Source organism: Kitasatospora sp. NPDC059747 (assembly GCF_042732955.1).
Taxonomy (GTDB): Bacteria; Actinomycetota; Actinomycetes; order Streptomycetales; family Streptomycetaceae; genus Kitasatospora.
This window is the reverse complement of sequence record NZ_JBHWGV010000058.1, coordinates 25,021-37,370: the sequence shown is the minus strand read 5'-3', so window position 1 is coordinate 37,370 and position 12,350 is coordinate 25,021. Positions and strand designations below refer to the sequence as shown.

General features: G+C 73.5%; 10 protein-coding genes and 1 tRNA gene. 7 read left to right on the top strand and 4 right to left on the bottom strand.

From position 1 onward, the window contains the following. Positions 1–91: 91 nt before the first annotated feature. Complete coding sequence (locus ACFV4G_RS24495) at positions 92–1,063, bottom strand: sigma-70 family RNA polymerase sigma factor (RefSeq protein WP_380443808.1); 972 nt, start codon at positions 1,061–1,063, stop codon at positions 92–94. Positions 1,064–1,454: 391 nt separating this feature from the next. Between ACFV4G_RS24495 and ACFV4G_RS24490 the strand changes: the two genes are divergently transcribed. Together ACFV4G_RS24490 and ACFV4G_RS24485 are read left to right on the top strand one after the other, a co-directional pair. Then, positions 1,455–2,261, top strand: coding sequence for a phosphatase PAP2 family protein (locus ACFV4G_RS24490; protein WP_380443806.1), 807 nt, complete (start codon positions 1,455–1,457; stop codon positions 2,259–2,261). A gap of 35 nt (positions 2,262–2,296) precedes the next feature. After that, positions 2,297–3,175, top strand: a complete 879-nt coding sequence (locus ACFV4G_RS24485; protein WP_380443804.1) for a carbon-nitrogen hydrolase family protein — start codon at positions 2,297–2,299, stop codon at positions 3,173–3,175. Between the two features lie 88 nt (positions 3,176–3,263). Here the strand turns inward: ACFV4G_RS24485 and ACFV4G_RS24480 are convergent. Further along, positions 3,264–3,336 (bottom strand) — tRNA-Arg (locus ACFV4G_RS24480). A gap of 154 nt (positions 3,337–3,490) precedes the next feature. On the opposite strand from ACFV4G_RS24480, the gene ACFV4G_RS24475 reads away from it, so the two are divergent. Next, complete coding sequence (locus ACFV4G_RS24475; protein WP_380443802.1) at positions 3,491–5,017, top strand: glycosyltransferase family 39 protein; 1,527 nt, start codon at positions 3,491–3,493, stop codon at positions 5,015–5,017. Between the two features lie 72 nt (positions 5,018–5,089). Beyond that, the gene (locus ACFV4G_RS24470; protein WP_380443800.1) at positions 5,090–5,980 is read left to right on the top strand and encodes a YhjD/YihY/BrkB family envelope integrity protein; all 891 of its coding nucleotides are present in this window, start codon (positions 5,090–5,092) and stop codon (positions 5,978–5,980) included. A gap of 90 nt (positions 5,981–6,070) precedes the next feature. On the opposite strand, the gene ACFV4G_RS24465 is transcribed toward ACFV4G_RS24470, so the two are convergent. Then, a complete protein-coding gene (locus tag ACFV4G_RS24465) occupies positions 6,071–8,404 on the bottom strand; it encodes a hypothetical protein (RefSeq protein ID WP_380443798.1) in 2,334 nt (777 codons plus the stop codon). A gap of 297 nt (positions 8,405–8,701) precedes the next feature. On the opposite strand from ACFV4G_RS24465, the gene ACFV4G_RS24460 reads away from it, so the two are divergent. The 3 genes from ACFV4G_RS24460 to ACFV4G_RS24450 all read left to right on the top strand — a co-directional run bounded on the left by ACFV4G_RS24460 (position 8,702) and on the right by ACFV4G_RS24450 (position 11,122). Next, positions 8,702–9,457 (top strand): GPP34 family phosphoprotein, encoded by a 756-nt coding sequence (locus tag ACFV4G_RS24460; protein ID WP_380443796.1) that lies wholly within the window; start codon positions 8,702–8,704, stop codon positions 9,455–9,457. 550 nt (positions 9,458–10,007) lie between these two features. Further along, positions 10,008–10,871, top strand: coding sequence for a helix-turn-helix domain-containing protein (locus tag ACFV4G_RS24455; protein WP_380443794.1), 864 nt, complete (start codon positions 10,008–10,010; stop codon positions 10,869–10,871). Further along, entirely contained in the window at positions 10,868–11,122 is a 255-nt protein-coding gene (locus tag ACFV4G_RS24450; protein ID WP_380443792.1) for a DUF397 domain-containing protein, read from the top strand. Before ACFV4G_RS24455 ends, ACFV4G_RS24450 begins: the two co-directional genes overlap by 4 nt. Positions 11,123–11,231: 109 nt before the next feature. Here the strand turns inward: ACFV4G_RS24450 and ACFV4G_RS24445 are convergent, their stop codons facing one another. Next, a complete protein-coding gene (locus tag ACFV4G_RS24445; protein WP_380443790.1) occupies positions 11,232–12,347 on the bottom strand; it encodes an ADP-ribosylglycohydrolase family protein in 1,116 nt (371 codons plus the stop codon). Positions 12,348–12,350 lie beyond the last annotated feature (3 nt).

Sequence of the window (12,350 nt, the reverse complement as noted above, 5' to 3'; positions counted from 1 at the left end):
CGCTCCGCACCCGGGCCCGGTCCAGGGCTCGGTCCCCGCTCCCCGATCCCCTCACGTCCCTTTCCCCGTACGCCCTAACTCCCCTTACGCCTTACGCCGCCTCGAAGCCGGCGTGGTCGGCGATCTTCTTCAGCTCGGCCAGCGCGTGCTTCTCGATCTGCCGGATCCGCTCCCGGGTGAGGCCGTGCTGCTTGCCCACCTCGGTGAGGGTGCGCTCGCGGCCGTCCTCCATCCCGTAGCGGGAGCGGATGATCGAGGCCGTGCGGTCGTCCAGCCGTCCGATCAGGTCGTCCAGCTCCTCGCGGCGGAGCATGACCATCACGGCGTCCTCGGGGGACGTCGCCCCGGTGTCCTCGACCAGGTCGCCGAACTGGGTCTCGCCCTCGTCGTCGACCGACATGTTCAGGCTGACCGGGTCGCGCGCCCAGTCCAGCACGTCCTTGATCCGGGCCTCGGTGGTGTCCAGCTCGGCCGCGATCTCGGCCGGCTCGGCCTCGCGGCCCAGTTCCTTGGACTTCTCGCGCTGCACCCGCCGGATCCGCCCCAGCTCCTCGACCAGGTGCACGGGCAGCCGGATGGTGCGGGACTGGTCGGCGATCGAGCGGGTGATCGCCTGCCGGATCCACCAGGTCGCGTAGGTGGAGAACTTGAAACCCTTGGCGTAGTCGAACTTCTCGACGGCCCGCACGAGGCCCGCGTTGCCCTCCTGGATGAGGTCCAGCAGCGGGAGGCCGCTGCGCGGGTACCGGCGGGCGACCGCCACCACGAGCCGGAGGTTGGAACGGATGAAGACGTCCTTGGCGCGCTCGGCGTCGTCGGCTATCGCCTCCAGCTCCTCACGCGTGGCGCCCTCGGGGAGCCCGCCCTCCTCCAGCAGGTGCTGGGCGTACACACCGGCCTCGATCCGCAGCGAGAGCTCGACCTCCTCGGCGGCATCGAGCAGGGGCGTCCTGGCGATCTCGTCGAGGTACATGCCGACCAGGTCACGGTCGGCCTCAAGGTTGGTCGGGCGGGCCGCGCGAGTCCGGTCGGCCCTGTCGCGAACGACGGCACGGGTGGCCATGCTTGCTCCCTTTGCTGGTGTTGCCGAGGAATGCCTGCCTGCCCCGAGAGGGCAAGAATGCGGGCCCCGGGGGGCTCACACGTAACGATCCAACGAACAGATTCCGGACAACATTCCCAAGTTACTCAGATTCTTCCCCGCGATGCAGTATCCTGCCGGTTTTCACCCCGGTTCTGAACGCAGGGTGACCGGCCGGGCGCATCGGGTGCGCGCGGCGCGACCATTTCGGAGCGGATATCCGGAGAACCCCCCGGGCGCCCCGCTCGTTCCCGCACGCCCCACTCTCCACCCGCTCCCGCACCCCTGCGCACGCAGATCCTCCGCACAAAAGATGCGGAATCGCTATCACCTGGGCGCCCGATCAGCACAGGACGCTGGGAAGGTGTCAGGCATGCACCTGACCAACAGCGCGACTGCCGCCACTGTGCGTCACCGCCGGGCCCTTCGGGGCACGGCGCTGGCGGTGGGCTGCGCCCTGCTGTTCGGCCTGCTGGCCGTCCTGGTGACCCGCCACTGGCAACCCCTCTACCGGTTCGACCACGGCTGGATCGCGGAGACGCACTCCTACGCCCGTGGGCACCGGGCCTGGACGGCCGCGGTGCAGACCCTCTCCGACATCGGCGGCACGGTCACGATGCGTGTCCTGCTGGCCATCGCGGCCTGCTGGCTCTGGCTGATCGGCGCCCGGGTGCTCGCCGGGTGGGCCGTCGCGCAGGCCCTGGTCGGGTGGGGCGCCCAGTGGGCGCTGAAGCTCGCCTTCGGCCGTCAGCGGCCGTCCTTCACCGACCCGGTCTCGCACGCGGGCGGGCCGGCCTTCCCCTCCGGGCACGCGATGGCCTCCGCGATCACCTGCGCGGTGCTGGTCGGGCTGTTCTGGCCCCGGGCCGGACGCTCCGGGCGGATCGCCGCCTGCGCGGTGGCGACCGCGGCCGTACTGACCGTCGGCTGGACCAGGATCGCGCTCGGCGTGCACTGGCCGAGCGACGTGCTGGGCGGCTGGCTGGCGGCCGGCTTCGTGCTGGGCGCCGTCACCGCGGCGGTCGAGCTCTGGCGCCCGGGCGCCCTGGCCCGCGACATCCGGCGGGTCAACTGGCGGACCAGGCCCAGGGTTCAGCGTGTCATCGCGCCCTCCTTCCGGCCCGCCCGCGGCGACCGTCCGGCCGACGGCGCCGACCACCCCGACGGGGCCGCCCTCTGACCGCCGTCCAGGGCCACGGCACTAGCGTGGCGGGCATGTCCCGTATCCAGGAAGCCCCCCACGAGTCCGCCGCCCACGCCCGTTACCCCGAGCGTCCGTTGCGGATCGCCACCGTCCAGGACCAGGCCGTCGCGGGCGACATCCCCGCCAACGCGGCCACCGCCGCCGGGCTCATCCGCGAGGCCGCCGCGGCCGGCGCCCGGCTGGTGCTGTTCGCGGAGAAGTTCCTCGCCGGCTACGAGCCCGGGCTGATCAGCGCCGATCCGCTCAAGTGCGCCGTCCAGCCCGGCGATCCGCGTCTCGCGCCGATCGCCGAGGCCTGCCGCGAGACCGGCACCGCCGCCGTGGTCGGCGCCGCCGCCCAGGACGGGCCGGACCTGCTCGTCTCCGCCTTCGTGTTCGGCCCGGACGGCACGGTCGTCACCCGCTACGACAAGCAGCACCTCTTCAAGACCGAGCAGTCCTACTACCGCCCGGGGACGGTCGGTTGCAGCCTGGAGCTCGACGGCTGGCGGCTCGGTCTCGGCATCTGCTACGACTCCGGCTTCCCCGAGCACGCCCGCTCCGCCGCACTGGACGGTTGCCACGCCTACCTGGTCGGCGCCCTGTTCAGCACGGGGCACGGCCACCACGAGTCCCGCACCTGGTTCCCGGCCCGCGCGCTCGACAACACCCTCTACACGGTGCTCGCCAACCACATCGGCGTCACCGGCGGCTGGCACACCTGCGGCGGCAGCGCGGTCTGGGGCCCGGACGGCCGCCTGATCGCCGAGGCCGGCGAGGACCGCCGCGAGATCGTCCTCGCCGACCTCGACCCCGCCGTCCTGCGCGGCGCCCGGGAGGCCGAGACCCTGCTCGCCGACCTGGCCGCCCACCCCACGCCCGCCGCCCGCGCCGGGCACGTCCTCGCCTGATCCCGCCTCAGCCGCGGGAGCCGCACGAGCGGCCCGGGAACGCCGAGAGGCCCCCGACCACACGGGTCGGGGGCCTCTCGCTGCTACGTGCCCCAGGCAGGATTCGAACCTGCGACACCGGCTTTAGGAGAGCCGTGCTCTATCCCCTGAGCTACTGAGGCGGGCCGTGTGGTCACAAGGCCGTCCACAGCGTACCGGATCAGGGGTGGGGGCGGTGGCGGTGGCGGATGGTACGGGCGCCGACGGGGTGTCAGGGTGGGGCAAGTAGCCTTCAAGGAACGTGTTCGAAGTTCGGCTTTCCGATCGAAGGTCCAGATGCGCCCTGCTGTGCACCCCCTCGGCCGACTCCTGCGGTCCGTGTGGCTGTGGCCGGCGGTGGTGATGCTCGGCCTGGGGCTGTTCCGGCTGGGGACGCCGGTGCTGTGGCGGGACGAGGTCGCGACGTGGACGGTGGCGACCCGCTCCCTGCCGGACCTGCTGCGCCTGCTCCAGCACGTGGACGCCAGCAACGGCGCGTACTACCTGCTCATGCATGCCTGGACGGCGGTGTTCGGGGACTCGGCGGTCTCGCTGCGGCTGCCGTCGGTGCTGGCGATGGCCGGAGCGGCGGCGTTCGTGGGGCTCGCCGCCGAGCGGCTGTTCGGCGGGCGGGTGACGGCGGTCGGCTCGGGGCTGCTGTTCTGCGCGGTGCCGCAGGTGTCGCGGTTCGCCCAGGAGGCGCGCGCCTACGCGTTGGTGACCTGCGCGATCGCGGCGGCGACCTGGTTCCTGCTGCGGGCGCTGGAGCGGCCCGGGTGGCGGCGGTGGGCGCCGTACTGCGCGGCGATGGCAGTGGCGGGGGTCCTGCACCTGGTCTCGTTCAGCACGGTGGCCGGGCAGGCCGCCGTGGTGCTGCTGCACCTGTGGCGCACCCGCGGGACGGCAGACCGGCGGCTGCTGTGGCAGTACCCGGCGGCGGTGCTGGTGGCGGCGCTGCCGCTGGTGCCGGTGGTGGTGCTGGGCGCCCGGCAGTCGGAGCGGCAGCTGGGCTGGATAGGGACGCCCACGCTGGACGCGCTGTGGCACTTCGGGGAGACCCTGGCCGGGGCGCCGGACGTGTTCATCGCCGTCGTCCTGCTGGCCGTCCCGGCCGTGGTGCTGCCGGGCCGGCGGGTGCAGGCGCTGCAGGCGCTGCTGCTGGCGGTGGTGCCGGTGGTGGGCGTCTGGCTGGTGTCGCAGGGCGGCACGTCGTACTTCGTCGACCGGTACCTGCTGTTCACCGTGCCCGCCTGGGCGGCGCTCGGCGGGGGCGGCGTCGCCGCGGTCTACAAGGCGCTGACGGGCCTCGCCCGGCGCGGCCCGCGGCGTAAGCGGCTGCGCGTGGCCGGAATGGCGCTGGCGCTGGCGCTGCTCGCGGTGCCCGCCTGGGCGGCGCTGCCGCGGCAGGCCACGGTGCGGTACGAGTCGGCGCACGCGCACGAGCCGTTCCGCGCGGCCGCCGGGCTGATCGCCGCCGGCTACCGGCCCGGGGACGGGCTCGCCGTCCCGCTGGGCGACCAGAGCTGGGCGATGATCGGCCCCGGCGTCGCCTACTACCTGCCGGCGGACGTCCGCCCGTACCCGGTGTTCGTCGCGCAGGGCGCGGTCGAGGCGGCGGAGCTGTCGCCGACGGCGTGCGCCGTCCCGGCCGACTGCCTGGGGCGGGCCGACCGGATCTGGCTGGTCGTCCTCGGGCAGACCACGGACCCGCTCGCCGCGATGCGGCCGGACGACGCCCAGGCGCTGCGGGCCCGCTACGGCGCCCCCACCCGGGTGATGCCGCTGGACGGTGCCACCCTGGCGCTGCTCGACCGCCGGGGCTGAGCCCCGCCGACCCCGGATGCGGCCCGACCGGGCCCGGGCGACCATGGAGCCTCGTGACCGAGGAGGGCGCCCGTGACCGACCGGCCGAGCGGCCCGCCCGACGACGGCGGCCACCGCGGTGGACGGACGGCCCGGCTCAGGGAGCGCGGCGCCGGGGCGGCCCGGTACGCGCGCGGCCTGCCCGACCGGGTGCCGCTGGTCGGCCGGGCGGTCCACCAGCTGGTCCGGGTGAACCTGCTGGACTGCGCCACCCGGCTCGCCGCACAGGCGTTCCTGAGCGCGCTGCCGGCGCTGTTCGTGGTGGCGGTGTTCACCCCGGTGTCCTTCCGCGACCACGTGCTGCGCGCACTGCGCAGCGAGCTGGGGATCCGCGGGGCGGCGGAGCAGTCGGTCGACCAGCTGCTGGCGAACGGGACGGGCGAGGCCGGCTTCGGCGTGCTCGGCGCACTGTTCACGCTGCTGTCGGCGACGGCGCTGAGCCGGGCGATCCAGCGGGTGTGCGAGCGCTGCTGGGAGCTGCCGCGGGCGGCGACCAGGCTGGCCGCCTGGCGCTGGCTGGTCTGGCTGCTGGTGTGGCTGGCCGCCCTGGTCTTCCAGGTGGCGCTGTGGGACGGCTTCGGGGCCGGCCGCTGGCTCGGGCTGCCGCTGACCTTCCTGGCCTCGACGGCGCTGTGGTGGTGGACGCAGTACCTGCTGCTGGGCGGCCGGGTGCGCTGGCCGCCTCTGCTGCCGGGCGCGCTGCTGTGCGGGGTGGCGGTGGTCGGCCTCCGCGTGGCCGGCCACGTCTACCTGCCGCGCGCGATGGCGCACAGCGTGGCGCGGTTCGGGACGTACGGGGTGGTGTTCACCGGCCTGTCCTGGCTGATCGCGAGCTTCACCGCGTACACGCTGGCGCTGGCGCTCGGGCGGGTACTGGCCGAGGAGGAACCCCTCGCACGCCGGCTCGGGTCCGGAGCGGGTTGAGGGCCCGGAACGGGTTGAAGGCCCGGACGCGGTGAAGGGGGAGCCGGTGGGCCCGGCTCCCCCTTCACCTTCGTGTCCTACGGCGTGGACTCAGAGCATCCGGGTCAGCCGGGACTGGATGGACGGCGGGTTGAGGTCCGCCTGGAGGGCCACCCGCACCTCGCTCTTGCTGTCGCCGTCACCGACGCGCAGCGTGCCGATCTCGGTGCCCGCCGCGGCGTGGTGGTCGACCTTGCCGGCGTCCAGGGTCACGGTGCCGCCGATGCCGGGGAAGCCGGCCACGACGAGGTCCTTGGTCGCGACGACCGCGACCTTGCCGCCGAGCCCGTTGTCGACGTAGCCGACGACGTCGCCCTTCTTGACCACGGTCTGGCCGGTCACGCCGTTCTGCGCGGCCTGGATCTGCTTGCCGCTGACCTTCAGCACGGTCGGCAGGATGCCGTCACCGGGGTTGGGCGAGGTGGCCTGCTGGCCGAGGGTGACGCCGAGGATCAGCCGCTTCACGCCGCCGACCTCCTTGTAGGCGGCCCACATCAGGCAGCCGCCGGCCGGGGTGCTGGAGCCGGTCTTGACGCCGATGACGCCGGTCTTGGGGTTGATCAGGTTGTTGGTGTTGGGGATCTTCTGGTTGTTGAAGGTGGTGTCCGGGGTGGACACGATCTGCCGGAAGATCTCGTCCTGCATGACCTGCTCGGCCAGCTTCAGCTGGTCCTTCGCGGTGCTCTTGGTGTCCGCGTTGTAGCCCGCCGGGTCGGCGTAGGTGGTGTTGGCCATGCCGAACTTGGCCGCGGTCTCGTTCATCAGCTTGACGAACTCCGCCTCGGAGCCGGAGTGGAAACGGGCGAGCAGCCGGGCCACGTTGTTGGCCGAGGGGAGCATCAGCAGCTCCAGGGCCTGGTACTCGGTCAGCACCTGGTTCTCGGTGAGCGTCACCTTCGACTCGTCGACGTTGCCGGACTCCTGCGCGGCCTGCTTGTCGACGACGATCTTGGGGCCGCTCTCCCCCTTCTTCAGGGGGAACTTCTGCAGGATCAGGTAGGCGTTCATCACCTTGGTGACGCTCGCGATCGAGGCCGGCGTCTCCGGGCCGGAGCTGCCGAGGCTGCCGACGCCGACCACCTCGGCCGCGGACTGGCCCTTGGCCGGCCACGCGAGGTCGAGCGGGTCGCCCGGGAAGCTGTAGCTGCCGGCGGCGGACATCCGCACCTTCGCGTCCGGCAGCGGGCGCAGCAGCTGGGCCACGACCGCCGCGCCGAGCACCACGGCGAGGAAGACCGTCCAGATGGTGATCCGCTTGAGCGCGCGCCGCAGCGGGGAGACCGGGCGGGCGTTGAGGGCCGCCAGGACCTCCATCGCCTCGGCGGTGTTCTCCGGCGAGGGCAGCGGCTCGGGGACGGGCAGCGGCTCGGGCTTCGGCAGCGGCGGGACGGGCGGCACCGGCCGCGGGTCCGGCGCGGGCAGCGGTTCGGGCGCCGGGGCCGGGCCGGGCTCCGGGGCGGGGGCCGGCTTCGGCAGCGGCTCCGGGCCGGGCTGCGGCTCGGGCTCGGGCAGGGGGCCGGGGGCGGGCGGCTCGGGGACCGTGCCGGCGGCGGGGGCGGCCTTGAGCGGGGTGAGGCGCGGCTTCTCCAGCTTCTCGGACTTCACCCGGCCCGGGGCCTTCTCGGCGGGGCCGGACTCGTCGGCGTCCGCGGACTTCCCGGACTTCTCGGCGTCCTCGGACTTCTCGGCGGGCTTCGGCTTCTCCGCAGAAGCAGCGGAAGCCGGCTTCTCCGGCTTGCTCAGCCGCACCGCCACGACCGGAGCGTCCGCCTCGGCGGCGTCCTCGACGGCCTCCTCCGCGTCGCCCTCTTCCATTTCTTCCACCGGAGCGTCGCCCTCGGGCGTGTCGTCCTCGGCGGCCGGCTCGGCGTCCTCCCCCGGCGCGTCGCCGTCGGCGGTGGCTTCGTCCGCCTCGCCCGCCTCGTCCGCCGGCTGCGCGACGGTCGTCCGCATGCCGAGACGCGGGTCGGCGCCCGCCGGCTTGCCGGACGGCTTCGCGTCCTCCTCCGGGGTGGCATCCGACGCCTCGTCCGGTGCCTCGGGGGCATCGGCCTCGGAACTCCCGGCGCCGGACGGCTTCACGAGCTCGTCGGGCAGCCGCAGCGCGGTGGTGCGGTTGTCCACCGGCAGTCGCAGCATCGTGGTCTTGCTGTCCACATCCCGGACACGGAGCTGCACGGTCGAACCGCCCTTGCCCCCCGCCTTCGGCGCGTCGCCGGAAGCGGAGGCGGCAGCGGAGGCGGGAACCGGGGCCGAGGTGTCGGCCGGAGTGTCGGCGGAGGCGCCGTCAGCGGCCGTTCCGACGGCGGTCGATCCGGTCCGTTCGCGCTCCCGGTCCTGCCCGCTCCCGCCGTCCCGCAGCACCCTGTCGGGGGACTCGCCCACGTAACCCAGCCTCCTCAACGCCCGGCGGGGCACCGGCAGACCCGATTTCGGGAAGCCGACGCCCCGCCCCGTGTACCTGTACAGTCTCCGCCACCGACCGGCGACCGGCCGCGCAGACCCCGCCCGACCGGCCCTTATTGCCGTCACACGGCGGTATCGCGGTTCGCTCATCGAACAGACGCCCGGCCCGCACCCCCTGGTTCCAGGCCTTCACCGCAAGGTCACGATTCGGAGGCGTACTCGACAAGCCCGTGTGAGAGGCGTCACCCTGTCTCTCATCCACGCGGGGAGGCTTGGATGGGCAAGAGCCGCAGAACTGTTCCCGAGGAACTCTTGCTGCTCGCTTTGGACCCGACCACGGGTACCACGGCGCAGCCGCAGACCCTCGACCTCGGACTCGCCGGGGCGCAGCTCGTCGAGCTGTCCCTGGCCGGACGGATCGTACCGGAGGGAGACCGGATCGCCGTCGTGCTCGCACGGCCGACCGGCGACCCGACCCTGGACCACGCACTGGAACTGCTGCGACGGCGCGGCAGTCCGGTCCGCGCGGCGCACTGGATCGGCGGGCCCCGGCTGGGGCTGCGCCAGACCTACCTGGCGCACCTGGAGCGCTGCGGCATGGTGACCGCCGTGCCGGGCCAGGTGTGCGGGGTGCTGCCGACGACGCGCTACCAGGCGTCCGACGACTGCACCAACGCCGCGATCAAGCAGCGGCTGGACACCGCGATCCGCACCGGTGTGCCACCGGACCCCCGGACGGCCGCGCTCGCCGCGCTGGCCCACTCCGTGGGGCTGGGCAAGCACCTGTACCCGGGCAACGAGGGCCGGTCCTCGCGGTCGCGGCTGCGCGACCTGATCCGGTACGACCCGCTCGGCGGGATGGTCGCGCACGCCGTGATGGACGTGCAGAACGGCCTGCCGGCACAGCAGAACCGCTCGGACCAGGGTTCGTCCGCGACGGGCACGGGCCGGTCCGCCGGCTCCTCCGGCGCCCGCGCGGCGGGCCGGGGCACCGGCGGCCGGGTGGCCGCCTCCCGGGTCGGCGTCCGCTGACGCCCGGTCCGGGGTCCGGGGGCGCACCCGGGCACGCCGGGCGGATCGTCCGGCGTGAGGTCCGGCTTCACACCCGGCAGCGCGCGCCGCGGCGTTCGCGCCGTCCGTGAGCGCTGAACGACCCGACGCACCACCAGCGGTACCCGCACCACCAGCAGTACCAGGAGCGAGGAGGGGCGGTCGCCCGCGACGGAAGTCGCCCGGCGACCGCCCCTCTGCCGTCCCCGAGGGGCCCCCGGGTCGCCCGGGGACGTCCGGCGGAGCCTGCCGCAGCATGTGCCACCAGCACGTGCACCGCCGGGAGCCCACACGAATCAGCGCCGGTAGCAGTACCGGTTCGAGCCGCTGAGCCGCATTACCACCTGGGAGGCTTCGCTGTCTCACAGAAGCGCTTTTCCGATGATCAGTTCTATTGCGCTGCTGTGAATCCCCGGCGCCGACCTGGCCCAAGGTGTCATGCTGCTCCGAGTCAGGGGGGTTGGTCCCAATGTCCGAAGTGTTCCGAGGACTGCCGTTCCAACGATCACCAGAGGTCCGGCCGGAGGTCGACGTGTCCGCCAACATCAATCCCACCGTGCGCCGACGGCGCCTGGGCTCCGAGCTGCGCAAGCTCCGCGAGGGCCTCGGGATGACCGCGGAGGAGGTGGCCGGCCGGCTGATGGTCTCCCAGTCGAAGATCAGCCGACTGGAGAACGGCCGCCGCAGCATCAGCCAGCGGGACGTCCGCGACCTCTGCGACGTGTACAACGTGTCCGACGAACAGATGCGCAACAGCCTCATGGAGATGGCCAAGGAGTCCCGCCAGCGCGGCTGGTGGCACGACTTCAACGACATGCCGACGCCGTACAGCGTCTACATCGGCCTGGAGGCCGAGGCCTCCTCGATCCGCGCCTACGAGTCCTCCTTCGTCCCCGGACTGCTGCAGACCGAGCAGTACGCCCAGGCCGTCGTCGAGGGCACCCAGCCGGACACCGACGCGCTCGCCGTCCAGCGCCGGGTGCAGGTGCGGATGAAGCGCCAGGACCGCGTCCACGGCGAGCACCAGCTGGGCAGCCTGTGGACCGTCATAGACGAGGCGGTGCTGCGCCGCGAGGTCGGCAGCCGCGAGGTGATGGCCCACCAGCTCAAGCACATGCTGGAGCTGAGCCAGCGGCCGAACATCACGATCCAGGTGATCCCGTTCGCCGCCGGTGCCCACCCCGGTATGACCGGGACATTCTCCCTGCTGGAGTTCCCCGAGTCAGCCGATTCCACGGTTGTCTACTTCGAAGGGGTGACGAGCGATCTTTACCTGGAGAAGGAGGCCGACGTGCGCCGCTATACCAGTCTCTACGACCACCTGAGGGCGGCGGCGCTCGGTGTGGCGGAAAGCCGGACACTGATAGCAGAGATTGAAGAGGGATTCCACCCATGAGCACCACCATCGAGAGCGGCGCACCCTGGCGGAAGAGCAGTCATAGCGGTGGCAACGGCGCCTGTGTGGAGATCGCCACGCCGGCCGCGGGGGCCGTCGCCGTCCGGGACTCCAAGGACCCGCACGGCCCACAACTGCGCTTCTCCGCCGAGGCCTGGAACGCGTTCGCCGCCGCCGCCGGAGCGGGGGCGTTCGGCCCGGGCGAATTCGGCGCAGGGCAGTTCGGCGCAGGGCAGTTCGGCGCAGCCTGAACCCGGGCCGCTCTCGGCCCAGTTGCCCGTAGCGGTGCCCGTCGCCCCCCGGCGGCGGACACGGCTACGGGCAACTGTGTTTCCCGGGGCCCGTCCACACCGGGACCGCTCAGCCCACCACCGGGTAGCGGGCCGTCCACGCGGCGCCCTCCGGGGTGTCCCGGCCGTGCAGCTCGGCGCCGTGCACGAGCTCCAGCACGAAGTCGTCGGCGAGTTCGAGGATCGCGCCGCGCCCCTCCAGCCCGGCCACCAGGCCCGGCGGCAGCGCGGTGTCGCCGTGCAGCACGCCGAGCAGGCTGCCGCAGATCGCGCCGGTGGAGTCGCTGTCCCCGGAGTGGTTGACGGCGAGCAGCACGCCCGACCGGACGTCGTGCGCGACCAGCGCGCAGTACACCCCGATCGCCAGCGCCTCCTCGGCGACCCAGCCCTCCCCCAGTGCCTCCACCCGGGCCGCGGACGGCTCGCCCGCCCGCACGGCGTCCAGCGCCGCCCGCAGCGCGGCCGTCGTCTCCTCGTGCCCCTGCCGCTCGGAGAGCAGCGCCAGGGCGAGGTGGACGCCCTCCTCCAGGGTGCCGCCGCGGGCGACGCTCTGGACGATCACCGCGAACGCGCCGGCCGCGAGGTAGCCCGTCGGGTGGCCGTGGGTGAGCACCGAGCACTCCACCGCGAGCTGGAACACCAGGCCCGGTTCCCAGGTCGTGAGCAGCCCGAACGGCGCCGCCCGCACGACCGTGCCGCAGGCCTTGGAGTGCGGGTTCTTCGGGTGCTCCAGGGTGCCCAGGCGCTCGCCGTCCGGCCCGCCGAGGGCGGTGAGACTGCCCTGGCCAGGGGCGCGCTGGGCGTACAGCCACTCCTCGCGGCCGAGCCAGCCGAGGTCGGGGCGGCGCTCGTCCGGGCCCCAGTCGCGCTGCGTCGCGGCCCAGCGCAGGTAGGCGAGGTGGAGGTCGGTGGGCGGGTGCCAGCTGCCGGTGTCGCGGCGGATGTGGGCGCGGATCAGGCCGTCGACGGTGAAGAGCGTCAGCTGGGTGTCGTCGGTGACCGCGCCGGTCCGCCCGTGGGCGGTGACGTAGCCGGTGACGCCGTGCGGGCCGTGCTGGGCGAGGATCTTGTCCAGCGCCTCGAACTCGACGGCGGCGCCCAGCGCGTCCCCGATCGCGCCGCCGAGCAGACAGCCCCGCACCCGGCTGCGGAAGTCCTGCTGCTGTGCGCGTGACCACAGTGGCATCAC

What these genes read in the sequence shown, in the direction of transcription:
- ACFV4G_RS24495 (WP_380443808.1), bottom strand. Translation starts at nt 1,063, where the DNA reads ATGGCCACCCGTGCCGTCGTTCGCGACAGGGCCGACCGGACTCGCGCG.
- ACFV4G_RS24490 (WP_380443806.1), top strand. Translation starts at nt 1,455, where the DNA reads ATGCACCTGACCAACAGCGCGACTGCCGCCACTGTGCGTCACCGCCGG.
- ACFV4G_RS24485 (WP_380443804.1), top strand. Translation starts at nt 2,297, where the DNA reads ATGTCCCGTATCCAGGAAGCCCCCCACGAGTCCGCCGCCCACGCCCGT.
- ACFV4G_RS24475 (WP_380443802.1), top strand. Translation starts at nt 3,491, where the DNA reads ATGCGCCCTGCTGTGCACCCCCTCGGCCGACTCCTGCGGTCCGTGTGG.
- ACFV4G_RS24460 (WP_380443796.1), top strand. Translation starts at nt 8,702, where the DNA reads ATGGGCAAGAGCCGCAGAACTGTTCCCGAGGAACTCTTGCTGCTCGCT.
- ACFV4G_RS24450 (WP_380443792.1), top strand. Translation starts at nt 10,868, where the DNA reads ATGAGCACCACCATCGAGAGCGGCGCACCCTGGCGGAAGAGCAGTCAT.
- ACFV4G_RS24445 (WP_380443790.1), bottom strand. Translation starts at nt 12,347, where the DNA reads ATGCCACTGTGGTCACGCGCACAGCAGCAGGACTTCCGCAGCCGGGTG.